Origin of the sequence: Paenibacillus gyeongsangnamensis, from assembly GCF_027533625.1 — a bacterium.
Lineage (GTDB): Bacteria > Bacillota > Bacilli > Paenibacillales > NBRC-103111 > Paenibacillus_G > Paenibacillus_G gyeongsangnamensis.
The window spans coordinates 21,328-47,760 of the sequence record NZ_JAQAGZ010000018.1 but is presented as its reverse complement, the minus strand read 5'-3'; the positions used below and the strand labels follow the sequence as shown (position 1 = coordinate 47,760).

At 53.9% G+C, this 26,433-nt stretch carries 29 protein-coding genes and 1 pseudogene; 22 read left to right on the top strand and 8 right to left on the bottom strand.

Features of this window, described 5'->3' with window-relative positions; translation table 11 throughout:
- Positions 1-15: 15 nt before the first annotated feature.
- The 7 genes from O9H85_RS24685 to O9H85_RS24655 all read left to right on the top strand — a co-directional run bounded on the left by O9H85_RS24685 (position 16) and on the right by O9H85_RS24655 (position 6,654).
- On the top strand, positions 16-1,053 hold the full coding sequence (locus O9H85_RS24685; protein WP_269884076.1) for a Gfo/Idh/MocA family protein: 1,038 nt from the start codon (positions 16-18) through the stop codon (positions 1,051-1,053).
- Positions 1,054-1,076: 23 nt separating this feature from the next.
- A complete protein-coding gene (locus O9H85_RS24680) occupies positions 1,077-2,069 on the top strand; it encodes a hydroxyacid dehydrogenase (RefSeq protein WP_269884075.1) in 993 nt (330 codons plus the stop codon).
- Between the two features lie 138 nt (positions 2,070-2,207).
- The gene (locus O9H85_RS24675) at positions 2,208-3,632 is read left to right on the top strand and encodes an MATE family efflux transporter (protein ID WP_269884074.1); all 1,425 of its coding nucleotides are present in this window, start codon (positions 2,208-2,210) and stop codon (positions 3,630-3,632) included.
- Positions 3,633-3,845: 213 nt separating this feature from the next.
- Entirely contained in the window at positions 3,846-4,640 is a 795-nt protein-coding gene (locus O9H85_RS24670) for a thymidylate synthase (protein ID WP_269884073.1), read from the top strand.
- A gap of 26 nt (positions 4,641-4,666) precedes the next feature.
- A complete protein-coding gene (locus tag O9H85_RS24665; protein WP_269884072.1) occupies positions 4,667-5,167 on the top strand; it encodes a dihydrofolate reductase in 501 nt (166 codons plus the stop codon).
- A 140-nt stretch (positions 5,168-5,307) separates the two neighbouring features.
- A complete protein-coding gene (locus tag O9H85_RS24660; RefSeq protein ID WP_269884071.1) occupies positions 5,308-5,625 on the top strand; it encodes a hypothetical protein in 318 nt (105 codons plus the stop codon).
- A gap of 156 nt (positions 5,626-5,781) precedes the next feature.
- Complete coding sequence (locus tag O9H85_RS24655; protein ID WP_269884070.1) at positions 5,782-6,654, top strand: DUF2935 domain-containing protein; 873 nt, start codon at positions 5,782-5,784, stop codon at positions 6,652-6,654.
- 535 nt (positions 6,655-7,189) lie between these two features.
- Here the strand turns inward: O9H85_RS24655 and O9H85_RS24650 are convergent.
- Positions 7,190-8,380, bottom strand: coding sequence for a glycosyltransferase family 2 protein (locus tag O9H85_RS24650; RefSeq protein WP_269884069.1), 1,191 nt, complete (start codon positions 8,378-8,380; stop codon positions 7,190-7,192).
- 148 nt (positions 8,381-8,528) lie between these two features.
- On the opposite strand from O9H85_RS24650, the gene yyaC reads away from it, so the two are divergent.
- Positions 8,529-9,104 (top strand): spore protease YyaC, encoded by a 576-nt coding sequence (gene yyaC, locus O9H85_RS24645; protein ID WP_269884068.1) that lies wholly within the window; start codon positions 8,529-8,531, stop codon positions 9,102-9,104.
- Positions 9,101-10,957: an ABC transporter ATP-binding protein gene (locus O9H85_RS24640; protein ID WP_269884067.1), complete on the top strand. Its 1,857-nt coding sequence runs from the start codon at positions 9,101-9,103 to the stop codon at positions 10,955-10,957. The genes yyaC and O9H85_RS24640 overlap by 4 nt, the downstream gene beginning before the upstream one ends.
- A 191-nt stretch (positions 10,958-11,148) precedes the next feature.
- Here the strand turns inward: O9H85_RS24640 and O9H85_RS24635 are convergent, their stop codons facing one another.
- Together O9H85_RS24635 and O9H85_RS24630 are read right to left on the bottom strand one after the other, a co-directional pair.
- Positions 11,149-11,487, bottom strand: coding sequence for a hypothetical protein (locus O9H85_RS24635; RefSeq protein WP_269884066.1), 339 nt, complete (start codon positions 11,485-11,487; stop codon positions 11,149-11,151).
- Between the two features lie 50 nt (positions 11,488-11,537).
- On the bottom strand, positions 11,538-12,122 hold the full coding sequence (locus tag O9H85_RS24630) for a TetR/AcrR family transcriptional regulator (RefSeq protein ID WP_269884065.1): 585 nt from the start codon (positions 12,120-12,122) through the stop codon (positions 11,538-11,540).
- Between the two features lie 217 nt (positions 12,123-12,339).
- On the opposite strand from O9H85_RS24630, the gene O9H85_RS24625 reads away from it, so the two are divergent.
- Positions 12,340-12,624: a hypothetical protein gene (locus tag O9H85_RS24625; protein WP_269884064.1), complete on the top strand. Its 285-nt coding sequence runs from the start codon at positions 12,340-12,342 to the stop codon at positions 12,622-12,624.
- Here the strand turns inward: O9H85_RS24625 and O9H85_RS24620 are convergent.
- Entirely contained in the window at positions 12,610-13,377 is a 768-nt protein-coding gene (locus O9H85_RS24620) for a sulfite exporter TauE/SafE family protein (RefSeq protein WP_269884063.1), read from the bottom strand. The two genes, O9H85_RS24625 and O9H85_RS24620, sit on opposite strands and share 15 nt — an antisense overlap.
- 178 nt (positions 13,378-13,555) lie before the next feature.
- Here O9H85_RS24620 and O9H85_RS24615 point away from each other — a divergent pair, with 178 nt between their 5' ends.
- From O9H85_RS24615 to O9H85_RS24605, 3 genes are all read left to right on the top strand, one after another.
- Positions 13,556-13,942 (top strand): VOC family protein, encoded by a 387-nt coding sequence (locus O9H85_RS24615; protein ID WP_269884062.1) that lies wholly within the window; start codon positions 13,556-13,558, stop codon positions 13,940-13,942.
- A 62-nt stretch (positions 13,943-14,004) separates the two neighbouring features.
- Positions 14,005-14,628, top strand: coding sequence for a DUF3298 and DUF4163 domain-containing protein (locus O9H85_RS24610; protein ID WP_269884061.1), 624 nt, complete (start codon positions 14,005-14,007; stop codon positions 14,626-14,628).
- Between the two features lie 126 nt (positions 14,629-14,754).
- Complete coding sequence (locus O9H85_RS24605; protein WP_269884060.1) at positions 14,755-15,411, top strand: oxidoreductase; 657 nt, start codon at positions 14,755-14,757, stop codon at positions 15,409-15,411.
- 204 nt (positions 15,412-15,615) lie between these two features.
- Here O9H85_RS24605 and O9H85_RS24600 read toward each other — a convergent pair whose 3' ends face one another.
- Positions 15,616-15,930, bottom strand: coding sequence for a dehydrogenase (locus O9H85_RS24600; protein WP_269884059.1), 315 nt, complete (start codon positions 15,928-15,930; stop codon positions 15,616-15,618).
- 261 nt (positions 15,931-16,191) lie between these two features.
- Here O9H85_RS24600 and O9H85_RS24595 point away from each other — a divergent pair, with 261 nt between their 5' ends.
- The 4 genes and pseudogenes from O9H85_RS24595 to O9H85_RS37905 all read left to right on the top strand — a co-directional run.
- A complete protein-coding gene (locus O9H85_RS24595; protein ID WP_269884192.1) occupies positions 16,192-16,797 on the top strand; it encodes a DedA family protein in 606 nt (201 codons plus the stop codon).
- Positions 16,798-16,887: 90 nt separating this feature from the next.
- Entirely contained in the window at positions 16,888-17,454 is a 567-nt protein-coding gene (locus O9H85_RS24590) for a thioredoxin family protein (RefSeq protein ID WP_269884058.1), read from the top strand.
- 42 nt (positions 17,455-17,496) lie between these two features.
- Positions 17,497-18,132 (top strand): MBL fold metallo-hydrolase, encoded by a 636-nt coding sequence (locus O9H85_RS24585; protein WP_269884057.1) that lies wholly within the window; start codon positions 17,497-17,499, stop codon positions 18,130-18,132.
- Between the two features lie 51 nt (positions 18,133-18,183).
- Positions 18,184-18,288: pseudogene (locus O9H85_RS37905) on the top strand (23S rRNA (pseudouridine(1915)-N(3))-methyltransferase RlmH); the annotation flags it as partial.
- 222 nt (positions 18,289-18,510) lie between these two features.
- On the opposite strand, the gene O9H85_RS24580 reads toward O9H85_RS37905, so the two are convergent.
- On the bottom strand, positions 18,511-20,793 hold the full coding sequence (locus O9H85_RS24580; RefSeq protein ID WP_269884056.1) for a N,N-dimethylformamidase beta subunit family domain-containing protein: 2,283 nt from the start codon (positions 20,791-20,793) through the stop codon (positions 18,511-18,513).
- A 334-nt stretch (positions 20,794-21,127) separates the two neighbouring features.
- On the opposite strand from O9H85_RS24580, the gene O9H85_RS24575 reads away from it, so the two are divergent.
- Entirely contained in the window at positions 21,128-21,496 is a 369-nt protein-coding gene (locus O9H85_RS24575) for a hypothetical protein (protein WP_269884055.1), read from the top strand.
- 217 nt (positions 21,497-21,713) lie between these two features.
- Here O9H85_RS24575 and O9H85_RS24570 read toward each other — a convergent pair whose 3' ends face one another.
- The gene (locus O9H85_RS24570) at positions 21,714-22,181 is read right to left on the bottom strand and encodes a MarR family winged helix-turn-helix transcriptional regulator (protein WP_269884054.1); all 468 of its coding nucleotides are present in this window, start codon (positions 22,179-22,181) and stop codon (positions 21,714-21,716) included.
- A gap of 158 nt (positions 22,182-22,339) precedes the next feature.
- On the opposite strand from O9H85_RS24570, the gene O9H85_RS24565 reads away from it, so the two are divergent.
- The 3 genes from O9H85_RS24565 (at position 22,340) to O9H85_RS24555 (ending at position 24,400) form a co-directional block, all read left to right on the top strand.
- Complete coding sequence (locus tag O9H85_RS24565) at positions 22,340-22,681, top strand: DoxX family protein (RefSeq protein WP_269884053.1); 342 nt, start codon at positions 22,340-22,342, stop codon at positions 22,679-22,681.
- Between the two features lie 62 nt (positions 22,682-22,743).
- Positions 22,744-24,120, top strand: coding sequence for an MDR family MFS transporter (locus tag O9H85_RS24560; RefSeq protein WP_269884052.1), 1,377 nt, complete (start codon positions 22,744-22,746; stop codon positions 24,118-24,120).
- A gap of 49 nt (positions 24,121-24,169) precedes the next feature.
- Positions 24,170-24,400, top strand: a complete 231-nt coding sequence (locus tag O9H85_RS24555; protein WP_269884051.1) for a hypothetical protein — start codon at positions 24,170-24,172, stop codon at positions 24,398-24,400.
- A 273-nt stretch (positions 24,401-24,673) separates the two neighbouring features.
- Here the strand turns inward: O9H85_RS24555 and O9H85_RS24550 are convergent, their stop codons facing one another.
- A complete protein-coding gene (locus O9H85_RS24550) occupies positions 24,674-24,946 on the bottom strand; it encodes a GNAT family N-acetyltransferase (protein WP_269884050.1) in 273 nt (90 codons plus the stop codon).
- A gap of 251 nt (positions 24,947-25,197) precedes the next feature.
- Between O9H85_RS24550 and O9H85_RS24545 the strand changes: the two genes are divergently transcribed.
- A complete protein-coding gene (locus tag O9H85_RS24545) occupies positions 25,198-25,989 on the top strand; it encodes a pirin family protein (RefSeq protein WP_269884049.1) in 792 nt (263 codons plus the stop codon).
- Positions 25,990-26,433 lie beyond the last annotated feature (444 nt).

The following is a 26,433-nucleotide window of genomic DNA, read 5'->3' as shown; positions in this document are numbered from 1 at the left end:
GAAAGGAGCCTTGCCATGGAACAGAAATTACGGCTTGCCGTTGTCGGGCTCGGACGCGTGTCCAAGTCGCATTTGCCCGCCGTACGCGCATTGTCGTCCGCCATTGAGCTGGCGGCGCTCGTATCCCGCGATGAAACCAAGCTTCGTCAGGAAGCGGAGCAGTGGGAAGGGCAGGTTAGAACTTATACCTCGTACGACGAGGCGCTGAAGGATCCGGGAATCGACGCAGTCCTTCTGCTGCTCCCGCACGATCTTCATGCGGAGTATTCGATCCGGGCGCTGCACGCCGGCAAGCATGTGCTGGTCGAGAAGCCGATGGCCATGAACGTCGCGGAGGCGGAGGCGATGGCGGCCGCGGCGGATGCGAGCGGAGCCGTGCTGATGGTCGGACAAAGCCGCCGTTTCTTTGGGACTGTTATGGAGTCGGTCCGGCGGGTCCGCAGCAGGGACATCGGCGAATTGATCAACATCAACGCGCTGCTGCTGGCGCACATGGATCAGCCTGCGACCGAGTGGTGGAAGGATGAGGCGAAGATCGGCGGCTTCATCATTCCGCTGTGGGGCAGTCACATTTTAGATTACGTGCTCTGGGCCTATGGAAGGCTGCCGGTATCGGTCTACGCGCAGGGGCATTCCAACAATCCGAACTGGAGCGGGGAGGACGAAGTGGCGATCTCGCTGAATTTCGGCGGGGACCGGATGGCGAACGTGCTCATGTCCTTCAATGCCGGCTGCCGCCCGACGGATGAAGAGGGGCTTACTGGCAAGCGGATTTGGTCGACGCAGAACAGCATTTACGACCGCTATTTGATCGGCACGAACGGGATGATGCAGCTGAAGGATGAATATGAGCTGCTGCTGAACGGAGACAAGATCGCCGAGACCGAGCGGACGACCGCGAATTTTACTTGGCAGCTGGAAGAGTTCGCCGGGGCGATCCGGAAAGGGCGGCAGCCGCTGGCCTCGGGCCGGGAAATCATTCATGTGATGAAAGTAATCGACGCCTGCTTCGAGTCGATGCGTACGAACCGGGTCGTCACGCTTCAATCCTAGAACCTTTCAAGGAGGAATTTGCCATGAAATTGAAGGCGTTGGTGCTGTCCCCTGAATCACGTCTGAATGAGGTATGCTCGCAGGCTTGCAGGCAAAGGCTGAATGGCTATTTCGATACCAAATGGAACGAAACGGGCCGGGATTATACGAAGGAGGAGCTGGCCGGCTTGGTGGAAGACGCCGAGGTGATTATCACCTCCTGGGGATCGCCGCCGCTGACGCCCGAGGCGCTGGAGAAGGCCGTCAAGCTGCGAGCGATCGGCCATGCGGCGGGAACGGTCAAGAACCTCGTGCCGAGGCAAATTTTCGACCGCGGGGTGAAGGTGTTCTCCGCCGCCCCCCGGATTGCGCAGAGCGTCGGCGAATACTGCCTGGCGGCGCTTCTGGCCTCGCTGCGCCATCTCAACACGTTCGACGCCGATCTGAAGATGGGCCTATGGCGCGAAAAGGGGCTGAAGGGAAGAGAGCTGGCAGGCAGCACGGTAGGCATCATCTCCGCCAGCTCGACGGCGAGGGCCTTCATCAAGCTGCTCGCGCCCTTCGGCGTGAAGGTGCTGATCTACGATCCGTATTTGACGGAGGAAGCGGCCTCGCGCCTCAATGCGCAGAGGGCGACCCTCGAGGAAGTGATGAGCTGTCCGATCATCTCGGTGCATGCGCCCAAACTGCCGGCTACCGAACGGATGCTGACGCGCGAGCTGATCGCCTTGATCCCGGACGGCGCCGTCTTCATCAACTCCTCCCGGGGGAGCGTGCTCGATTCGGAGGCGTTTCTGGAAAAGCTGCAGACCGGACGGTTCTTCGCGGCGCTCGACGTGTTCGAGAAGGAGCCGCTGGCGCCGGAGCATCCGCTCCGGTCGTTGCCGAACGTGCTGCTGACTCCGCATATCGCGGGAGCGTCGGTACAGGGGCATCTATCCCTGATGGAGGAAGTGGTCGAGGACATCATCCGCAGCCTGGAGGCGGAGAAAACCGCTTACGAGGTCAGTGAGAATATGTGGGAAGTGATGGCTTAATGGGAATATGATCCAAATGTCATGGTTGACGGAACGGCCAAATAAGATAAATAATGGATGGTAAAGGTTGGAGCAGGCTGCAGGCGGCAGCCTGTTTTTGTTCTCGCGATTCAGTCGGAATAGGAAGCGGGTGTGCAGATGAATGGAAGCAGGCAAACGAAACGGCATCATCCTTCGGCCGCCGGAGGAGCGGTAGCGGCAGGCGCCGGTGTATCTCTGGCGGATCCCCGGGATTTGAAGGCCGTCCGCAAAACGATTCTGCAGCTTGCAGGCCCTTCGCTGGTCGAGATGCTGCTGATCAATTTCATGCAGATGCTGAACATGATTCTGGTCGGCCGGGTCGGACCGGAAGCGGTTGCAGCGGTAGGCCTGGCGAGCCAGCCGTACTTCCTGCTGATCGCCGTCTTCATGACGCTGAATGTCGGCACGACGGTCATCGTGGCCCGTTCGGTCGGCGCGGGCCAACTGGCAGAGGCGAACCGGGCGGCGGCGCAGGCGTTCGCTTTGAACGTCCTGCTGTCGGCCGTCATTGCCGCGGGAGGCTTCTTCTATGCGAAGGACCTGCTCCGTCTGATGGGTGCGACAGAGGAAGTGATGGGGATCGGTCTGAATTATGCCCGGATCCTCTTCTTGTCGATCGGCTTCAACGCGATCTCGATGGCGCTGACGGCCATCCTGCGAGGGGCGGGGGATACCCGCACGCCGATGAAAATCAACGTGCTGTCGAACCTGCTGGTCGTGGCGATAGGGTTCCCGCTTATCTACGGCTTGTTCAGTCTCCCGGCCATGGGCGTGACGGGAGCGGCGGTCGCGACCATCGTCTCGCAGTTCATCTCGATGCTGTGGGTAACCGGGGTGCTGTTCAGCGGAAAGTATGCGGTGCAGCTTTCAAAGGAAGGGCTGTTGAAGCCGGACCGCGCCATGATCGGCAGAATTCTGAAGATCGGGCTGCCTACGGCGGTGGAGCAAATCATTATGCGCCTAGGCATGCTCGTGTTCGTGAAGGTGGCGGCGAGCCTCGGCACGATTGCGCTGGCGGCCACTCAGATCGCCTTCAATGTCTTCGGGCTGACGTTCATGCCGGGAATGGCGTTCTCCATCGCCGCCTCGACGCTGGTCGGGCAAGCCTTGGGAGCCGGCAAGCCGGAGCTTGCGGAGAATTACGGCTGGCAGGTGCGCAAGATCGGGATGATCGTGGCGGGTCTCATGGGCATCGTCTTCATCCTGTTCGCTCCTTATATGATGATGATGTATACACCGGAACCGAATGTGATTCAAAAAGGGGCCGTAGGCCTGAGGATCATGGGCTGCATCCAGGTCTCCCAGGCGACGCAGTTCATCCTGGGCGGCGCGCTGCGCGGCGCGGGAGACACTCGCTACCCGCTGTATTCCACCTTCATCGGTGTCTGGGGCTTCCGCGTGCTGCTCAGCCTCCTATTCGTGTATGGGCTGCACTGGGATATTGCGGGGATTTGGGTGGCGGCTGCTGCCGACCAATTTATCCGGTCGATCCTGATTTATGCGAGATTCAAGCGGGGAAAGTGGAAAACGGTACGCATATAACAGGATGAAGAGGCAGGTCACCGTGTTGATGTGAACCTGCTTTTTTATTGACGACGGTATATATTCGGGTAAAACAGGAAATCCTTTAACCGCCCAATGGGCTTAACCTCTATCGTTCCGTAATGATGGCGCCTCTGCTATAATGTAGGAATAAGAAGAGGCTGCTGCTTGTTCTGCAGCGGCGTAACGTCATAATTTTGAGGTGGCTCGCGCATGAAAGCTTATCTGGACTTATTGCAAGATATTATGGATCACGGGGTGGCGAAGGGGGACCGGACCGGCACGGGCACGATCTCCGTATTCGGCAGGCAGCTTCGCTTCGATTTGGCCCAGGGCTTCCCGCTCCTCACGACCAAGAAGCTCCATATCCGCTCGATCCTTCATGAATTGTTGTGGTTTATCAGCGGGGATACGAATATCGGTTATTTGAAGGAAAACGGCGTCTCGATCTGGGACGAATGGGCGGACGAAAACGGCGACCTCGGACCCGTCTACGGCTCGCAGTGGCGCTCCTGGCCGGCGCCGGACGGACGGCATATCGATCAGCTGGCGCAGGTGGTCGGGCAGATCAAGACGAACCCTGATTCCCGACGCCATCTGGTCGTCGCCTGGAACCCTGCCGAAGTGGACCGGATGGCGCTGCCGCCGTGTCATTACGCTTTTCAATTCTATGTAGCGAACGGCAAGCTGTCCTGCATGTTTCAGATGCGGTCCGTCGATACGTTCCTGGGGCTGCCGTTCAATATTGCCAGCTATGCCTTCCTGACCCATATGATGGCGCAGCAATGCGGTTTGGAGCCAGGAGAGCTTGTATGGACCGGCGGCGACGTGCACATCTACTCCAACCATGTGGAGCAGGTGAAGCTGCAGCTGACCCGGGAGCCTTACGCTTCGCCGCAGCTGGTCATCAAGCGCAAGCCCGATTCGCTGTTCGATTACAAGTATGAGGATTTTGAAATCGTCGGCTACCAAAGTCATCCTTCCATAAAAGCTCCGATTGCCGTTTAAATTCTAAAGCCAAAGGACGATTGCCGATGACCATTTCCTATATCGTTGCCATGGACCAGTCCCGGGGCATCGGGACCAATAACCGGCTGCCGTGGCATTTGCCGGCCGACCTGGCGTACTTCCGCAAGAAAACAACGGGCCATACGATTCTGATGGGGCGCAAGACGTACGATTCCATCGGCAAGCCGCTCCCGAAGCGGCACAACGTAGTGCTCACACGGGATAGAAGCTTTGCCGCCGAAGGCGTCGAGGTGCTTCATTCTCCGGAGGAGACTGCCGAGCTGTACGGCCAGACCGGACCCCACCGGGACGAAGAGCTCTTCGTGATCGGCGGAGCCGAAATTTTCAAGCTGCTAATTCCTTATGCGGACCGGATGTATGTTACGGAGATTGCCCATACGTTCGATGCGGAAGTATTTTTCCCGGAGATCGATGCGGGCGAGTGGATTGCGGTATCGCGTGAACCGGGCGTAAAGGACGAAAAAAATCCTTACGATTATACCTTTGTCACGTATGAGAGAAAATAAGCCGTCTTACGGACTCCGATGCTTCGGGGTCCGTTTCATTTTGGCACGGCCGGCAGGAATGAGGCGTTCCTTTGTTGTGCATCTTAAGAATTGAATTGCTGGGAACCATCCCAAGAAATGCACAAGGGAGATGCTTGACTATGACCGAAGTAAATCAGCATCAAATGCCGCTGCGCCATGTGATCGACAATGCGGAGAAAGCGATGCAAATCGCCAAGGATGCGGAGATGGCCGTGCGGCATGCGCAGGTACAATCCGATCCCAATCAGCTGAGAGCGGCGCTGGCGGAGCTGGAAGCGGCGCAGCATGCGCTGCACAAGGCGCAGAGTCAGCTGGATGCGAAGGATAACGACCATCACCATCTGGAGCTGACGCAGGTTCAGGATCAGCTCGGGCAAATGCAGCAAAGCGTCGACGTCGTCGACTCCAACACGCAGCAGCCGAAGCAAGTCCGATAGGCATGCCGGATAGGCGCAGCCGGACCGCGGATCGATAAATGCCGATACGCGGCCGGGGGCCGTTTTCACGGGAGCTGGGACGGACTTACCTGTCATGAAACGGGCGAGGCTGTCATACATTGGTTCCATACGTCCACCGGGGAGGACTGGATTCGTATGGAAGCGTTGGATTCGATGGGGGCAAGGGCTAAAGGTTACGGGAAATTGAGTCCATATGAAGAGCATCTGTTCTGGCTGGAGGTACTGGAGGATCACGCCATCTTCCTGCATGACCATTTGGCGCCCCAGGAACAGGAATGGATTCGGCAGGCTGCCGATTACATCCGTGCCTTCCGGGAAGCCGTAAGGCGGCTGGAGCTTCTGGATCCGGGGCTGACCGAGGGCTCTCCGGAGATGAAGGAAGTGAGCGGGGCGGTATATCCCGCCGTAGCCGGCTACTTCCGGCTGGAAGGACGCATGCAGAGCCTGCGGCTGTGGAACTGCGTGAACGTGAACCTGACGCCGACCTACTTCAACGGCACCTTGAACGAGAATCAGGAATACCTCAGACTGCTGTCCTTTTACCGCCGCGGCGAACGGCCGGTGGAGCTGCCGTTGACGGCGCTGCTGGACCTGTGGCTGGAGGATCAGCTGGGCCATGCCGTGCTGCTTCGCAATGTGCTTGACCCGGTCGAGCTGAGGCTGTCGGCGCAGGCGGACGCTTACGCGGAGGCGTTCCAGGGGATGATGGTGAAGAACAGGGAGATGAAATCGTACGAACGCTTTACCCCGTCGGGCTTTCCTGCTCAGCAGCAGTTCGCCGGGGAGGTGCTGACTCTTGTGAAGGAGTTCTACGATTATGTTCAGCGGGTGATCGCCCGTTACCAGGAGGCGAAAGTGCTGACGCGAACGACGCTACGCTTTCTGGAACACCATCTGCCCGAGAGCTGCTATTTCATGCGTAAGCTCTCGCTATATTTGCCTGGGGCCGAGTCGGCTGAGGGCTGCCCCTTGGTGAAGCCGTCCTTCGCAACGGAAACTGAAGTTTAACAGAGTCCAAAGACCAAGAAGACGAACACCAATGTGTTTTCTTTGGTCCTGCCAGATTGAAGAGAAACCCGGAGATTCAGAAAAATGCAAAAGGTAGGTGGGGTATCCCCTGTAGGAGCGATAGCGCCCGCCTTTGTTATCGGAAAATGACCGCTGCAAAGCGTATCAATTGAAAATTTTCCGATAACAACAGCGGCCGGAGGGGGATATCACACCGGGGTACCAACGCAGATTTCTCTATTTCATTGGTTTCTCTACAGCCTGCAAAAACCAAGAAGACGAACACCAATGTGTTCGTCTTCTTGGCCTTGCTGCGGCCTTCGGAGCAAGGCCGCCAGCATATTAATGAAAGATCTGCATGCCCTGATATGCAACGATCAGGAAAAACGTAAGAAGCATGCTAGTGAGCGCATATTTCCATTGCTTTTGGGTAAAGTTCATTTCCCGTTTCACTCCCTTTAAGATCGAAGAATAGCCGAATTTGTCTCTCTATCTATCATAGTAACTTATCCGCCCGCGTTCCGGTGTTAAGGTTTTATGAAGAGGCCTGCTTCATCCGTTTAAGCTCCTTCAACGAATAAAAGGTGCCGCGCCAGTAGATGCCCCCTTGACGAAGCGTCAGCCACACCGAGCGTAGGACGACCCAGCACATCAGGCAGGCCGTAGCCGGAAAAACGAGGATCTCGCGGCCGCTCTGGCCCAGGATCGAGCGGATCAGTAAGAAGTAAACCGTCTCCAGGAGCACGGCCGAGAGGCCGAAGGCCCATGCGGTCCAGCCTCCGAGCGTCAGCATGCCGATGACCGGGAACAAGAATAAGCCGAGCAGTCCGACCGCACCGAGAAGCGCGACGCTGATCCGGTAGCCGAAGCCGGAGAACATGTTCTTCTCGAGGCCGCGAACCGCTTCCCGCAGAGAGGGATACCACTCTACGGCAATGTGGTCGGTGCCTGCAGCCAAACGCTGGCGGAGCCGGGCCTGCTTCACCAGCATGCCAAGCTGCAAATCGTCGTCAGGACGGAGGGCGATGGCCCGGTGGGTGCCGATTCGCTCGTAAGCGTGGCGAGTCAGCATATTGAATGCGCCGACGCCCATGCCGTGCTTGTGCTGGAAATCGTCGTTGGCCCGCCAAGGCCGGACGTACAAGCTGAAGGTGAAGAAGAAGAATTGTACGAACGCCTTCAGCCAGAAGCCCCGGGAAATCATTCGCGGAGCCAGCGTCAAGTGATCCGCATGCTGCTGCTGCATATATTGCACGGCGTCCCTGATCGTGTCCGGCTCGAAGCGGATGTCCGCATCGGTGAACAGCAGATAGGAGCCTCGCGCCTGAAGATAGCCTTGGTAGAGCGCGTGGTTTTTGCCGAGCCAGCCGGAGGGGAGCGAAGTAATATGAATGATGCGCAGCGGAATCGGAATGTCCCGTTTGCCCTCGGACCAGCGGCGGAGCTCGTCCAGCTTGCGTCCGGTAGCGTCCTTGGACCGGTCGTTCACGGCGATGATTTCCACGCGGGGGTAGGATTGGTTCAGCAGATGCTTCACGGTATCGGCGATGGAAGCCTCTTCTTCCTTGGCCGCTATGATGACGGAGACAATCGGTTGTTCAGAGTCCGTCTTGCCCGGGTCCGAAGCCGGCAGCTTCAGCATCCACTGCCTGGCGCGAAGTGTATCGGCAAGCATGAGAACCCAGTAGGTCAGCGATATCAGCGCCCAGACCTCGATAAAGCGCATCGGGCTAGCCCCCTTACGTATGAGCGAAAATGACGGTCGCCGCAGCCTGTTCTTTATTTGAAATTATAGCATGCCGTATGCAAAGACAACAAATCCGGCGGTATGCTACAATGGAGGGAAAGCTAGGCTGAGGAAAGGGGATGAACGGATGACAGGAAGTCAGCCGGTGCCGTTGTACCGCAAGAAAATCAAAGGAACGGAGCTTCCGGAATTTCTTCGCCATATCCGGGAGGGAGGGGTTCGGGCGGAGGAGCTGCTGTTTCTGTGCATCGGAACGGACCGTTCCACCGGCGATGCGCTCGGACCGCTGGTTGGCACCATGCTGGAGGAAGCTGGGTATCCGGAGGTGATCGGAACGCTGGCCTATCCGTTCGATGCAAGCAATATGCGGGAGAGGCTGCTGACGATGCCGGGCGGACGAAGGGTCATTGCCATTGACGCGTGCCTCGGCCAATCGTCTTCTCTCGGCTGGTATCAAGTATCTAACCGGCCGCTTGAGCCGGGGAAATCGGTAGGCAAGCAGCTGCCGCAGGTCGGAGACTACTCGATTGCCGCCATCGTCAATGTGGACGCGGGGCAGAAGTATGCGATTTTGCAGAGCACCTCGCTCTATCGGGTGATGACGATGGCGCGCGAGATCGTCGAAGCCATCCTCGGAGCCTTTCCTATAGAGGCGCCGGCCGGCCTCGAACGGAATCGGGATCGGGGGGAAGAAGCGCAATGAGAGACGGAGGCATGCGTTGGGGCGAAGGCTCCGGCGGAGGCGGCAGGCATGCGCTTCAAACCAGAGGAAGAGCGAAGCTTGGAGACGTATCGCTGAAGCGGATTTACCGGTTGTTTAACGGCTACCGCTGGCAGCTCGGCGCGATTCTTCTGTTGGCGCTACTGAGTGCGGTGATCGGGCTGTTCCCGCCCTTGGTCATGAAAGAAATCATTGACAAGGCGCTCGCGAATAAGGACAAAGCGCAGCTGCTGTACCTGGTGGTGCTCATGGTGGCGCTGCCCGTGATCAGCGGACTGCTCGGCATCTGGCAGAATCACGAGAATACGAAGGTAGCCCAGGGCGTCATGCGGGATTTGCGGCAGTCGCTGTTCGCTAATCTGCAGCGGCAGTCGATGAGCTTCTTCACGGACGCGAAGTCCGGAGAAATCATTCAGCGCCTGACAGGCGACGTGCAAGCGGTGCAAAATGTGGTCACGACGCTCGTCGTTTCCGCCGTGACGCAATCGGTCATCGTTCTGACGAGCGTGGCGATTCTCTTCTGGCTGGACTGGCGGCTGGCGATCCTATCGACGATCATTTTGCCGCTGTTTATTTTGCCGGTACGGAAAGTATCCGAGGTTCGCAAGCGGCTCCGGGGCGAGACGCAGCGGGTTCGCGGAGATATGTCGGCGCAGCTCGGCGAAATCTTCGGCGTATCGGGAGCGCTGCTGACGCGGATTTTCCAACAGGAGCCCTATCAGCAGAAGCAATTCACGGGACTCAACCAGAGGGTCATGGACCTGGAGCTCCGGCTGAATCTGGTAGGTCGTTGGTATGGCATGGCGCTGGGCGTGCTCGGACCGCTGGGAACGGCGCTCATTTATTTGTACGGCGGATGGAATGTGATCGAAGGCTCGATGAGTCTTGGAAGCATCGTGGCGTTTACGGCTTATCTCGGCCGTTTGTACGGTCCGGTAGGCACACTGCTTAACCTGCATGTCGAGGTCGGCACGGCGCTGGGCGTATTTCAGCGGCTGTTCGAGTACGCCGATCTGGAGCCGGAGGTGTCCGATGCGCCGCAAGCGCTTTCGCTCCCGACGACGGCAGGGCTTGTGGAATACCGCAATGTCAGCTATGCGTACCAGCCGGGGCTGTATGCGCTCCGCGGCGTTAGCTTCCGGGCGGAGCCCGGCGAGATGGTCGCCATTGTCGGGCCTAGCGGCGCGGGCAAATCGACGCTGATCGGGATGCTGGCCCGCTTGTACGATCCGACCGAAGGGGTCGTTTCGGTCGACGGCCGCGATTTGCGCGGCATCACGCTGGAGAGTCTGCGGCGGCAGGTGGCGTTCGTCACACAGGAGTCGTTCCTGTTCCATGCCTCGGTGCTGGAGAATCTGAGCTTCGCCAGGCAGGACGCCTCACGGGAGGAAATCGAGGAGGCTTGCCGGCAGGCTTACATCCATGACGTCATCGCCGCGCTGCCGGAAGGCTATGATACGACGGTGGGCGAACGCGGCCACCGGCTCTCCGGCGGAGAGCGGCAGCGTCTTGCCATTGCGCGGGCGATTCTGAAAAATCCGCGCATCCTCATTCTCGACGAAGCGACGTCGCACCTGGACTCGGAGTCGGAGGCTTACGTCCAGGCGGCGCTCGACAAGCTGATGCAAGGCCGCACGACGCTCGTCATCGCACACCGCCTGTCGACGATTTTATCCGCGGACCGCATCGTTGTGCTCGAGAACGGACGCGTCGCAGAGACGGGGCACCACCTCGAGCTGCTCGCTCTGGACGGCTTGTACGCGCGGCTGTACCGGACGCAGTTCGCCAAGGCGGAAGCCGCTGCGGCGGCGCAGACTCCTGCAGCGGGGGAGTAGCCGGCAGGAGCCCCGTCCTCGGGCAGGCAATTCTTCAGCAGTTCTCGTCGGTCCGCAGGACGGCGTAAGATTTCCTGTCGGCGGGGCCGGTCCCTTGTCTAGGCAGCATGAGACCGCAAATAACATTTGGCGAACTGCCAAAAAGGCGAATCCCGCTTATCACGGGCTTCGCCTTTTCTTCTTGGCCTGCCCTACACATTGCCGGGATGCTGCTCCCTCTTGGCAAATTTCGTTTGGGCCCACTTATCCAGCCTCTTGATTTGCTTCCGCCCGATCGTGGCGCCGTACAGAATCAAGAGAACAATAATGGCGGTGAACAGGTCGAGCGTCTGCGAAGAGACCAGGTTGACAATGCCCAGCAGCACTTGAGGGATAACCCCCGTCAGCACGGTCAGCGCCGCCCCGATTCGGAACAGGATATTGGATTGAGCCCGGTAGCGGGCATAGAGCATAAAGAACGTGGACGCCCACGCGAGCACCTCCAGGCCCAGTAGAATAGCCCATTTGTATTGAATAATGGCTTGCATCATGATGATTGTGCCTCCTTTACACGGAAGCTCTCCTGAGATGGCACTTCCTATTATTTCGCGGCCAGTCCTTGCCAGTAAATTCTCCAAACCGTCTGCAGCCGGTGCTCCCAGTCGTCCGGACGGTAATAAAACTGCTGAATGAACATGCCGTCCAGCAAGCAATAGAAGGACATGACCAAATCGTCGGCCGATTCCGCCGTTCTAAGATGACCCGAGCGCAGGCCGTCTTGAAAAATTTGCTTCAGCAGTACGTTAAGCCGTTTCTCCGATTCCTCGAACCGCTCCAGCAGCTTCTCCTTCAGTGCAGCCGGAGGGAACAGCATCGTGCGTTTCAGGAAGGTGACATGGTTCTCTGACAGCAAATACGTATGGCACGTATCATGCAAAATCGTATGCAGCCGCTCCTCCACGCTGCGTCCTTCGAGCCGGCGCATCAGGTCTTCCAGCCGTTCGGCGTGCTCTGCAAGCACATCCTCGAAAACGGCCATGAACAGGTCGTCCTTGCTTGTGAAATGGGCATATAAGGAAGGGGTCTTGATCCCGACCTCCTTGGCGATTTCCGATAAGGGAACGCCGTCGTACCCGCTGCCTGCAAACAGGCGAAGCGCTGCCGCTTTAATGGTTTGCGCCGACATGGCGGAAGCCTCCTTTTTTCCTAACTAACGATCGTTAGGCAACTTTCATTATACATCCGGAATGCGTTAACCGCAAGCCCTTGCTTTATCCGGTTAAGTTATCCGGGTGAGCACCAAAGTATACAAGCTCCTTTAAGGAATTCACATATCTCGGAAGCGGCGCATATATAATGGTTATTACCTTCGGAAAAGCAGCTTGTGAAAGGAGAGGGTAAAGTTGCCGCAGGTTAGACATATCAATCGTACGGATAGCAGCGGTCGCATTTATTGTTGTCTTCGCAACAAGGTGGTTGTGCTGGATAAGGAGCATCGGAGCCTGTTCTGCGCCGGATGCCGGATGTATGCGGGGGATGCGGGAGGACTTGGGGTGGAATGCTTGTGGGAGGATGTTCGTCCGGTCGGCAACCCGCACCTCGTAGACGATCCCGAGGCGGAGCTGCGCAGCAACCAGACGAAGAAAATTCCGACGAAGCCGGCGCCGCCGGGCTTAGGGGCGCCATAAATCCCACAGCTGCTTGCCGATGAGCACCGTGGTGACGATGATGAACAGCGGTTTCACGTAACGGGAGCCTCGGCGAATGGCAAATTGCGACCCGGCCAAGGCGCCGAAGATCATGGACAAGCCCATGGGGAGCCCGTAACCGATGTTTACGGATTTAAACAAGAAGAACGAGCCCAGGCTCGCCAGATTGCTTGCCAGATTCAGCACCTTTGCGTTGGCGGTGGCGCGGACGAAGTCGAAGCCGAGCAGCAGGAAGAAGAACATTAGGAACGAGCCCGTTCCCGGCCCGAAGAAGCCGTCATAATACCCGAGTACCAATGCGCATACGCCTGCGGCCAGCTTGCGGCTCCAATTGAAGGTGACCCCCGCGCCGGTACCGTCCCATTGCTTCTTCATGAGGCTGTAGATCAGCACGACGATCAGGAGACCGACTACGATCGGCCTTAGAAAATCCGACGGGAGCAGGTGCACGGTATAGGTTCCGAGCGCCGAGCCCACGAACGAGAGCGGGAACAGGATGATGACCAGCTTGCCGCTGACCTTGCCGGAGGCGAGGAAGGATGCCGTGCTTGTCAAAGAAGACAACGTGCCGCCGAGCTTGTTCGTGCCGAGCACCATATTCGGCGGCAGTCCGGTCAGCAGCAGCGCCGGAACGGAGATTAGCCCTCCTCCGCCTACGGAAGCGTCGATGAAGCCGGCCACAAAGCCCATGCCGATCAAAAATAGGAGCATATCGAGTGCAGGTAGTTCCATGATGTGAAGCTCTCCCTTGTCGCTTTATAAATGAACAATAGGTTCAGTATAAAGAATAGAAGCCCATCCGACAATCCTTCATTTTCCCTTTTCCGCGTACCGGGCACGCCGGTTTCTCAAATCACTCGTTGCGCTGGAGTCAAGCACGTGGTATCGTCAAACCGAGGAGGTGTATCTCATGATACATAAATTGGAACATATCGGCGTCCGCGTCAATGACATGGATGCTTCCATCCGCTTCTACACGGAAGTGCTGGGAATGAAGCTCGTTAAGCGGGCCCCGCTGGCGGATGGCGTGGAGCTTGGATTCTTATCGTTTCCGGGATCGGACGACGTCGAGATCGAACTGATCGGCCGCGGCTCGGACGGCTTGTCCGACAGCGGCAAGGTACACCACATCGCCTTCACGGTGAGCGAGATCGAAGCGGAGATCGAGCGGCTGAAGGCGCACGGCGTCACTATGATCGACGAAACGCCGAAGACGATCCTGAATGGAGCCAAGCTGGCTTTCTTCTTCGGACCGGACGGCGAGCGGCTGGAGCTGTTCCAACCGGCGAACGTTTAGGCCGCTGCCCGCATACACTGCTGTAGCCGACATTAGGCAGTGCAGCGGGGAGTGAACGGAAGATGGAACAGGAGGCGCGTTCGGTTCGCCTGTTCAAGGAAAAAATCATTACGCTTCGGTTGGTGAAGCCCCGGCTAGATGTGAAGTATCCGAAGGTGACGGGGCTGAAGAACTCATTTGTCCAGCAAATGATCAACGGCGCCATTCTGGATGCGGTATACGGTTTGATTCGTACCCAGGGGTATGTTCAGGATCCGACCAAAACGGTCACCGGCGATTACAAGGTGGAGCTGCATGAGAAGGAGCTGCTGAGCCTGCTCTACAGCAACTATGGGTATGCCCAGGGCGCAGCGCACGGCATGACATATCAGAGCTCGCAAACCTTTGATCTCTTGACCGGGCAGCTGTATACGCTGGCCGATCTGTTCAAGCCCGGCAGCAACTATGTCGGGAGGCTCTCGGCCATCATCGCGAAGGAAATGAAGGCGCGGGATATTCCGCTGCTGACACCTTTCAAGGAAATCCGGCCGAACCAGGATTTTTACCTGACGCCTAAGTCGATCGTCATTTATTTTCAGCTGTACGAGTATGCGCCGTATGTATATGGATTTCTGACGTTCGAGATTCCATTCGCCGAGGTACAGGAGTTGATCGATCCGAACGGTCCTATCGGCCGTTTAATGTAAAGAGACGGCGCAGCCGGTTCCCACCGCCTTCCGGGCCATGGTGAGAATCGGCTTTTTTTTTGTGTTCCGGAGATATTCGTGGAATAATAAGGGAAGTGGACTTTGTAAAAAGGAGATGAATTACGGGTGGCAGCCTATACCGCCATAGTTGCAGGCGCAACCGGGTTGATTGGCACGGAGCTGATGCGGCTGCTGCTGCAGGACCCGGACTATGACAAGGTCATCGCGCTGGTACGCCGTCCGGCCTTCGAACCGCAGGACAAGCTTCGGCAGATCGTTACGGACTGGACGCCCGAAGACATCGAGCGTTCCCTCCGGGACGAGCTTCGGCATGCCCATGTCTTCTGCGCGCTCGGCACGACGATCAAGAAGGCCAAGACTCAGGAGCAGTTCCGTAAGGTTGATCTGGAATACCCCCTGCTGCTCGGACGGATGGCGGCGAAGCACGGCGCTTCCTGCTACCTGCTCGTATCGGCGATGGGGGCGAACCGGCGGTCCGGTATCTTTTACAGCCGGGTGAAGGGAGAGGTGGAGGAAGGCTTGCAAGAGATGGGTCTGAAGTCGCTGCACATCTTCAGACCGTCGTTCCTGCTAGGGAACCGAAGCGAGTTCAGGCTTGGGGAGCGGGTAGCGCAGTCGTTAAGCGGCATCCTGTCGAAGATCATGGTCGGAAGCTTGCGGCCTTACCGGCCTATCCCCGCGCTCTCGGTAGCGGAGGGCATGATCCGGGCGGCCAAGAGCGGTCGTGAAGGAGTCATGGTATACTCCTCGCATCAAATTTGACGCAATGGAGCAGGGCGCCCGCCCCGGTGAACGTACTTGGCAAGCCATGTCACAGGCATCTCGCACGCGACCGTCGTCACCATCCGTCGGCGGCTGCTCTCTTCATGCGTCAAGCCCGCCGCCGAGGCGATATCACGGCAAGCAGGCTTGACGCATCTCAAAAAGTCCGGTTCGAAGCGAAATGCGATTATTTGCTTGCACCGGTTATCCGCCGAAGGATTCGCGGAACGCTTTTCCCAGCACCTGGGGGCTGACGTTCCAGAGCGCGGCGATTTCAGGGCAGACGTTCTCTTCAAACCAGTCGGCCAAAAGCCTGCGGTTGCTGGCGTTCTCGACAATGTAAGGCAAATTCAGCAGCACCTTCTTATAATAGAGCTCATCCGCTTTATCAACCAGTTCGGGAGAGATCCACTGGTTGATTTTTTTTCGCGCGCGGTACAGCTCTTTGCTGCATGTCCGGCGTATGCCGCGGGCGCTGGGCAAGGGATGGCTGTGCTTCATTTGATTCGCTTTGTTCATCCTGACGACACCTTCCTTCCTGGGTTATCTTATGCTGGCGGGAAGAAGGGTGCGACAGGGGCGGGAGCCCGGCATCCGGGGATACGGGGCTCGGCACGATCGGCCGGCCCTTGCCGGGTTCACCGCCAGCGCTGCGGGGAGCATATCGTGCGGGAAAGGCCGTGGGGTGCAGCAGGCGCAAGCTTATGATAGAATAGAGAAAGTTAAGAGATAAGCAAGAGCCGTGAGGCTTGGAGAGGAAGAGGCTGCCTACTTATGAGTATATTGCATGATTTGGTGCAATCCGCGCTGCATTTTATCGAAGGCTTGGGCGTATGGGGCATTCTGCTCGGGCTCATGCTGGAAGTGATCCCCAGCGAGATCGTACTGGCTTTCGCCGGTTACCTGGTATCCCGAGGAGAGATTTCCCTTGTAGGAGCGATTATCTTCGGTACGATCGGCTGCTTGCTGCAGCAGGTCATTCTGTATTGGATCGGCCGCTACGGAGGCAGACCCTTTCTGGACAAGTTCGGCAAGTTCCTTCACTTAAAGCCTAAGCATCTGGACATTGCGGAGGGCTGGTTCAACCGTTACGGTGCAGGCATGGTATTTACGGCGCGCTTCATTCCCGTGCTGCGGCAGGCGATTTCCATTCCTGCGGGGATGGCAAGGATGTCGATGGTACGCTTTTTGTTTTATACGCTGCTGGGTACGATTCCATGGGCGATTATTCTCGTCTACATAGGGCGTACGCTTGGCGAAAACTGGGAGCAAATCAATCAGGCTGCGGCTCCCTATATTAAACCGATCATTCTTTTATCGGTGCTCCTGACGGCAGGCTATGTGCTGTGGAAGGTGCTGGCCCGGAAGAAGCCGGTCAAAAGCTAAATGGTTCAAGACGTCTGCTGTGAGTTGGAGCGGCGTCTTTTTTTTGGTACAATAACCCATAGGTTCATATCGCAAAGGAGGCAGGATGCCATGAGCAAGAGCTTGGCGGACAAACTGAAGAAGGGGATTACCCCGCAGCAGTTTACGGACGGCATGACCAAGAATCAGGAGAAGTTTCAGGAATGGTACAATGCGTTTTCCTGGGAGAACGAGGACGACAAGGATTTCTTCGAATCGCTCAACAACAGGGACGACCTGCGCTGCCTGATTCTGTGCGCCGACTGGTGCGGCGACGTCGTTCGCAACGTGCCGGCCGTATTCCGTGCGCTGGAAATTTCTGGCATCACGACGGAGGTACTGATCAAGGAAGAGCATCCGGATGTGATGGCACAGTTCCTCACCGGCGGCGGCGAAGCGATTCCGATCGTCATCTTCACCGATTTCAGCGGCCATGTGCTCGGACATTGGGGACCGCGTCCGGCTCACGTTCAGGCTGTCATGAACCAATTCAAGAAGGAAAACCCGGACCGCGAAGCGCCGGACTACCAAGATAAAATTAAAGTGGCCCGTGAAGAGATGGGCCGTCAATACGGCGAAGGCACCGGCTATCAGACGGTCATCGTCAAAGAACTGCGCGAGCTGCTGTCCTCGTTCTAAGAGGCCGCATCCGCCGCAGACGAAAAGGAGCATCAAGGCTTCATGGACAACGCAGACTTGAAAATCGAAGCGTTCTCGCTCGGGCCGCTGCAGACGAACTGCTACCTGCTCTCCCGTCCGGGCGAAAACAAAGGGATCGTCATTGATCCCGGCATGAACCCGAAGCCGCTGCTGAAGCGGGTGGCGGATATGGAGATCGAGGCGATCGTGCTGACGCACGCGCACTTCGATCATATCGGGGGCGTGGATGAGCTGCGGAAGCTCAAGGGCTGCCCGGTGTATTTGCACGATGCGGAAGCGGAATGGCTGACGAATCCGAAATACAACGGCTCAGCCCGCTGGCCGGAGCTCGGAGCGCCGATCTTGACGGAGCCGGCGGAATACGCACTGGACCAAGGCCAGGAGCTGAAGCTGCTCGGCCTGGTGTTCAAGGTGTTCCATACTCCGGGGCATTCCCCCGGCAGTGTGAGCTTACTGTACGGAAGCCATTTGTTCGGCGGCGACGTGCTGTTCCGGCTGTCGGTCGGGCGTACGGACCTGCCTGGAGGCGACCAGCAGGAGCTGCTGGACTCGATCCACGACAAGCTGTTCAAGCTGCCGGACGAGACGATCGTGTATCCGGGTCACGGACCCAAGACGACGATCGGCTACGAGCGTGAGAACAATCCTTATGTTTGATAATGAACAACCTCCCGGGAAAATCTCGGGAGGTTGTTTTTCGTTGTTTAGGTAATGATGAGTGCTTGCGATCGAGGCTCGTTCGGGCGTATGGCGCTGGTGAAGCAGGTGTACCGCGCGTTTAAGATTTTGCGGGGGGAACCGTATCACAAGTAACGGCGAAAATTTTTGTGGGCGAAAAATTCGGAATGTTGTGGGGACTGAGGAATTATTAAGAAGTGTAAGTCGCGAAGTGCGGCGGGCATTCAAATAATCCATTTAGCTTCTGCTAACCTCTATTTTTCCTAAAACTTCCGCCGCTCGCGGGATTCATCCCCAAATGGCCATTCGCTTTGAGACAGCCCTTACGCGATGAAGGAGCAAAGGAGGGATAGATGACTATATCGGATCACGTTCTCTATACTTGACTATGGAACTAAATTTATCTAATACGTTTTGCGTTATGGTTGAAATGTTATTGTTGTAATTGTTATGGGACAAGCTGCCGCAGTACGCGATAGAACTTACCGAAAACACCGCGCCGCCATTTCGGGTCGGGTAGTATACCATGTCGCCTCGCACCCTGGGATGTTCAATGCCGTTTACTCCGGACAAATTAAAATAAAGTTCCTCTAGGACTATCATGTAAACGTTGCTATGATTTTCGGAAGAAGCTAGTATGAAAGCGTGTGAGGGGGTCCCTAGTTCACTGTCGCAAATATCCAATTCGAGTCCTGCCGCTCCTCCTCCAACTAGTCCAAAATCACCAAGCAGTTCGTCGTCTCCGATTCCTCTAAAAATCCAGGCAACTCTTGAATCGAAGCTATCTGGATTTCTGCGGTAGTAGGACGACACGTCAAATCCCTCTGAAGCCCAACCTGTTCCACAGATGGTTTGCGGAGGTCTGCCTCTATGGCGCCATAGACCGCCCAATTCACCCGTAAAGCTTAAATGCAACTCGCCGGGATTTGCTCTCCATGCTTGGGAGCCATAGTTTTTCCGGACCTCAATAATATTGGGATTTTCAGGATGAAATTGCGTGACCCAATAAAATCCGTTTGCCCCCATATACATAACCCGCCCCCCCATATGTTGGTACGCTTGGATGGCGTCCAGCATCGGTCCGGAGCTATATTCAGGATGAGTTCCGGTAAGCGCCACTTTGTAAGATTCCAATATACCAACGCCTTCCAAATGAAGGTCCTGATCGGTAATGACGTCAAACGAATATCCCTTAACTGTCAGCCAATCGATGAGGTGAAGATCAGCGGGCAACCCCCATACCGACGGGGATATATTGGCTCTATATTTGGGGCGCATAGTAAGTATGGGTCTAAGAGCTGAAGAGTAACATACCCCGCTTCCATCGGAGTGCACTTCATAGGTGGATAGACCGTATTCCATATGTTTTTGAAGAAACAGGTCTGTACCAGTAACAACAGGCGCTCGGCCGAACATAACTTCAGTGATTGGAAGATCTTGAAAGCGACTATTGGCATAAGCTAAATAGGTGGCTGTAGGCGCGATCCAAACAATGTCGGCAGTATGCGTCCCCTTTTTTGGTCTAACGAAGAAGGGAATATATTCTTCCTCATCCTCGGCTATTAAATGGGCTGCATAAACTCCGCTCCTGAAATCGTCCGGAACGTGAAACTCAAAGTCTGCCTCCCATTTGGCATCGGAGAGATCATCATCATGAAAATGAATCGCGCCATATTGTTCAGGGGCATGAATAAAATTGTGCTCCGTGCCGTTCCAGTTATACCCCGTAACCGCGCGGGTTGGGAGATTAACCGCCTTTCCGTGCATCCGATTTGGCGAAATGTCAATGATGTCGCTCGGACGAGAAAAACCGTGCGGAGTGCCTCCCGCGGCAAAATCCCAAGCGGCAACGATTCCTTTTCTGACGGGATTTTCTGCACAAAGCTTCATCTCTTCATAAGTGAGCGCTACATTCGCCATGCGAGGTCTATCTATTTTCCCATTATACAGTCCATCTATGATCGTTGTTTTCCGGTCTATATGTTTTACGTAACCAGCCATAATCAAAGGGATATGATCATTAGTCCGAGGCAAAATTTCGATGTGCCGTTCAACATGTCCGCTCATAGCTTCCAAAGCATACGGCTGTATCAATATTCCATCTGCTTTTCTGACAACAGGCTTCTGAAAAACCGCTACTTTACCGGTGGCGGCGTCGAATGAAGCGCCAACAAAATACCAATGCTTCGCGGTTATCGGTTTTCCCGTACTGACCTTTGCAACTTGGCCTCTGCCGTCCCCGCTCCAGAAAGACACGCAGTTTTTGTCATCGATAAACAGCCCGTATCCCGCTTGTTCGGCATCGGACCATTTGGTAAGCAATCCTTGTACGCCTTTGTCAGGAGTGGTCGGGAAAATCATCGCCTGAAGGGACATGCTTTTCAGTTCCCTTAATATCGAATTGTCAGGAACGATAACGTAGGAACCGGTCCAGATTGATTGTGCTCTCCCTTGATATTCTCCATTCACATGAGCCTTAACCGATTCAGCTTTAAATCCGGGTCCCGCCGGATTCGTATCCCCATGAATGAGCCGGACGATAGTCGTGGTATATTTCGAATGGCCATCACAATTCACCATAAACGTTATTGTTTTTCCCTGCTCCACACTCAAATTATCGGCATAACCCGTAATCGTCATCTGCGGCTGCTCCTTTTATCAATCCTTTTTCGTTCCCACAATAACTATATTTTCTCCGTTGAGTGGAAATACCCGATACTACGCGATGCCCCCACATCTTCTATGGTTACTTTGACGGAAACATGAATGTCCGCTTGGCCAGCGCACTAAGTAAATGGCCGTACAAGCAGGTCGGGAGCGTGGGTAAACAGCATGCGCAATTCGTCCAAATTTTGCTGTTTGTTTGCATAGATGTCACCTCGGAAATAACTCGTACCCTAAAGAACGTATCCACTTTTTCCAATTCACAAACATGAACATAGACTCATATCTATATTCAGTGAGGAGTGATTTTATGTATGGCAAAACTAGGACTGTTAAAGAAAAAGAAAAAGAAGTTTATTTATCGAACGATAAACAAATTTGGGAACAGCATATTAAGCCTCTTGTCACAAAGAAAATAATAGAGGAACATAAGCAAAATCCGATTGGCAAACATAGTTGTTCTCTTCAAATGGTCCTGAATTATTTGCGAAGAAATCACGAAGAAGTGATTAGAAAAGACTTTATCATTGAAGCAATACCTTATAAAGAATGGGTCCTCGGCCAAAGGATCATGAATAAGGGGGAATATATCATTTTTTGGGATGAACGCTACGGATCGCTTGATGCTGCCGAACACGGACTGTTTCTGAAAAGGTTGAATAAATATGGCGTGCTGTGACAGTTTCCAAGAAATTGGTTTGACCAATGCCGATACGCAAACAAATAAATAACCGAATTTTGGGAGAAATTCAAAGGAGCTGTTCGCGAACAGCTCCTTTCGCATTTTTCGCCGTTATGACCGTTAAGGTGAACCTTATCACAAGTAACGGTGGAAAATTTCGTTGTTGATATAGCGGGGGAGTGTTGTAGGGAACCCATTTCGAAATCTGCAAAATTCAGCAAACAAAATCAATTTCTTTACCGTCGAAAAATAATGTGAGAAGTTCGTACAAATCTTTACTTTGCTCAGCTGAGAAGCTCTGAAGTAATCTCTCCGAAATTTGCTCCTGAATGTATCTTACACGGCTGACGTGAGTCAATGCCTCTTCAGTAAGCTGCAGCAGCGTCGCGCGGCGGTCCTTCGGATCCGGAATTCGGGTGATAAGCCCGTCACTTTCAAGCGAATCCACATGTTCGGTTATTGTTCTTGCCTTTAATCCTAATTTGATGGCAAGCTCATTCATTCGGATAGTATCGGATTTCCATACGGTAAGCAGAAGACGGAGTCGCGGTCCGGATAGCTGTACTGGCATATCTAACGCAACAAGCTGGGCCTCGAATTCATGTTGTATATAGTGTGACGCGCGCAATAGAAGCTGAATAAGCTCTGCTGCCTTGGGTGCGTTGGCATCTTCATTAGCCATATGAAAAGTCTCCCTTGACAATTATTAATAGACAATGTAAGCTTGATTTCAATATTAGTGAGGGCCCTCACTTTTACAAACCCTAATATTTTTTGTGACTCTCATTAAGTGTACACGTTTCTTGCCAAGAAGCAAATACAAACTGGAGGATTAACATCATGCACGTTTTGTCGGTGGTATTACAGATATTGATGGGACTCGTTTTTTTGATGACTGGCCTTTCGAAGGTTACGGGCAATAAAATGCAGGTTCAAATTTTTGATCATCTTCGCTTGCCGCAGTGGTTTCGTTTCATAACTGGACTCGTGCAACTCGTCGGCGTAGCAGGTTTAATCATTGGCATTTGGGAGGAAAAGCTGGTACTCTGGGCAGGATTGTGGTTAGCGATTACGATGTTCTTCGGCATGCTTGCTCATGTTCGAATCAAAGACCCAGCCAAGTCCCTAATCGCGCCATTTGGACTGATGGTTATCATGCTAATCATTGTTTTTCTTCAGTAAAGACGACGTAATGTTTTAAATGGAATACGTGAAATTCAATAAGGCAGAGGGTGTAACGAAACATGAGTGAAATAGAAACACCATCGGCTTTTAAGAAAGGTCCTATCCTATTCGTATTGTTAATCGGATCTTTTGTTGCCGTCTTAAATCAAACCTTGCTTGCGACGGCGCTTCCTCGGATTATGCAAGATTTACAAATTGATTTAAGCACGGCGCAATGGCTAACGACCTCATTTATGCTCGTGAATGGAATAATGATTCCGATTACCGCTTATCTGATCGGTACTTATTCCACGAGACAACTGTTTATCGGCGCTATGACATTTTTTGGTCTGGGAACACTGGTCGCAGCCATATCACCAGATTTTACGATGCTTTTAATTGGGCGTATTCTTCAGGCTTTTGGAGCCGGGGTCATGATGCCGCTTGGTCAAGTTGTTATTCTGTCTCTGTACCCGGTCAATAAGCGCGGGGCGGCCATGGGACTTGTCGGATTGGTCATCGGCTTGGGTCCGGCTATCGGTCCGACGCTTGCAGGAGTGATGGTGGAGCATTTTCCTTGGCGTTCGCTCTTCTATATCGTTCTCCCGATTGTTGTACTGAATATACTTTTTGCCGTCTTTATCATGAGAAACGTCACCGAGCGTACGTATCCAAAGCTCGATCTGTTGTCGATTGTTCTTTCGACCATCGGGTTTGGCGGCTTACTCTATGGCTTTAGTGAGGCTGGCACGAGCGGCTGGAGCAGCACAGTGGTCATAGTGGCCCTGATATTGGGTGTCATTGCTCTCACGGCATTTATTCTACGGCAGAATCGGTTGAAACAGCCGATTCTGGAGTTCAGGGTGTTCCGCGATCCAAACTTTTCATTAACGACGATTCTTAGTGTGATTTCCTTTACATCCATGATCGCCGCGGAAACATTGATCCCAGTATTTATGCAAAACATGCTTGGCTACAGTGCGCTGGAGTCTGGGCTTGCGCTGATGCCGGGGGCTGTCCTTATGGGAGTGATGATGCCCATTACGGGCCGACTGTTCGATAAATTCGGTATCCGCTGGCTAGCTATCGTAGGCTTTACGATCATTACGATTACAGGTTATCTGTTTACCCGGTTGGAAGCCGCCACTTCCTTCCCGTATGTACTGACGGTTTATATGATTCGAATGGTGGGCATTTCACTTATCATGATGCCGCTGGCGACAGCGGGCATCAACAGTCTGGATCGCAAACTGATCTCTCACGGCACGGCCATGAACAATACGATGCGTATGGTTGGCGGCTCGATTGGCACCGCTATTTTGGTTACGATAATGTCCAACTCAATTACGGCAATCGGTAAGCCTACCCCAGGGGATATGATTGAAGGTGTTAATGCAGCATTCTGGGTTGCAACCTTATTGGCGCTAAGCGGAACAATTCTGACTTTCCGCTTATAAGACTTTAAATTCAGAAGTTCATACTGACGCAAGGATGCTACAAAAGTATTTGGAGCTTGACGAAGATAAGCAAAATGTAATAGCGATTATTTCCCTCCCGAGTGATAAAAACATTGAAGGATCATGGTTTGTTTGGAAAACCCTTCAATTTATAGCCAATATATTTGCTTCATCAACATGGAGGACCCTACCACAAGTAACGGCGATTTTTTTGGGTGGAAACCCTTATTTGGCGAGGAAAGCGGCGTATTGGGCGCAAGCTGTGGTTTCTGTTTGGTAAGGCTTGAAAAGCTCGCAGAGGGCTGCTACTACCTGGTGCCGAGCATTATCACCTATTGTCAGCTTGGCAGGATGACGGCGTTCTTGGACCCTATCACAAGTAGGCGAAATTGAGTGGGTTGGATTAAGAGGGGGATAAGTGTCGGTATAGCATCAATGGTTGAAGCATAACTGGTTACCCCACGTATCGTGTATTGAAACATATGCATAAAAGAAATGGCGGAAGGCGATTGCCTTCCGCTAAGCATGCTGATAGGGGTAAGATGTTCGGTGCTTACGCTAAAACGTCATGGTATTCCGAGTGCCGATCAAACTGACTTTTTGCAAACGGGCAAAGAGGTAAGATCTTAAGCTGTTCCTCTCGGGCGTAATCAACGATGCGTTTCACAAGCGCATCCCCGACTTTCTGGCCTCGTAGGCTCTCGGAAACGAATGTATGATCCACGGTGATTTGGTTATTTCCGTTCGGTACAAAGTGAATTTCGGCTGTTTTGTCACTTGCTTCACCGATATAAAAAGAGTTCTCGTCTTTTTTTATCTCCAACATCGTCCATATCCCCTTTGTTCAGTTTTTTTGCATCCAACCGAGTATCCCCGAAGTTTGACAATTAATTATACAAGCGTCGTTATCGGTGCATACTTAAACCGATTGCATTGTAAGTTTTATCATAATTTGATAATGTGTCCATAGATTGAGGGAGTGTGTGTCGTTGTTCTGTGATCATGTTACCATGCGACAAGAGACACAGGACAACTTTTTGGAACGATTTAGAATCTTTTAGAGGAAGGATGATTGTGGTGACAATTCGGATTTATTCAGTTGATGAACAAGCTTCTGGACAATTCGATGAAGGTAAGATTGTGGAGCAAAAGCCGATCGGGTTTCCCGGGGAAGGGTCAGCCGTTGATCGCGTTGGAACGTTGTTTTACTGGGCGTGGTTTCGCACAAAGGAAGAGGCGAATCTCCCTATGCACCCCCATCGTGGATTTGAGATCTTGTCCTATTTGCTAGCGGGCTCCGTTCATCATCGGGATACGCTTGGGAATGAGCGATCGATCCAAGCGGGTGGTTTGCAACTTATGCAAACGGGCACCGGGGTTCAGCATGCCGAAAAGTACGGGAAAGAAACTTCCGGGTTTCAAATCTGGTTTGAACCCTTTATGGGTGAGGCGAGCTATGCAACGCCAACTTATGCGGATTATGAAGACCGGGATTTTCCTGTTCAAATCCGAAACAAGGCAAGAGTCAAAACGATTCTAGGTGCAGGCTCCCCGGTTCGAATGGTAGCTGACGCCCAAATGTGGGATCTTATACTTCCTGCGGGGCAGTCGTTTGAGCATGTGATTCCCGAAGGATATTCTATTGCGGGGCTTGCCGTAGAGGGTGAGTCCACTTGGCAATTTGGGATCGATTCGCATCAAGTAAGCGCCAATGAGTTCACAGTTTGCGAAGCGGAAAACATGCAAACCTTGCATATACAGTCCGAGGAACAGGCGGATTCACGGATCATTCTCATTCAAGTCCCTAGCATTCTGCCTTATGCTTCCTATAAAGAAGTCAAAATTCGCTTGGAGTCGAGACGTAAGTAACGAAGGGATACAATAGCAGACACAGAAATCAGACTTTCTTTTCCGAACCTGAAAAATACCGAAGTGCCCGTTCAAAGCCACCTTAGTGGCTTGAAACGGGCATTTTGATTTGTTAAACAGACAAACTTGGACTTTTGCAGGGCCCTCCTATTGACCGCTACATGAGATCTTGCGGAAATCCTCCCAAGCAAGGTAACATGCAACAATTTTTCTTGACTGATTCCATTAAGCTCTTGCTCCGTAGAACAGTCCCTGCTCCTCATTAATGTCTACAATAACAATCTTCGCGCATTCCTTGGCCATCGCATGAAAAATAATGGAAGAATCACACCTTTCGACAAATTTCCACGTTCTGCTCGCGCAGAGGTCACAGTTATTATGGCTATTGCGGGATTCTATCAGCTATAATATAAGCGGACTGGGGGCGATCAACAGTGATAACGA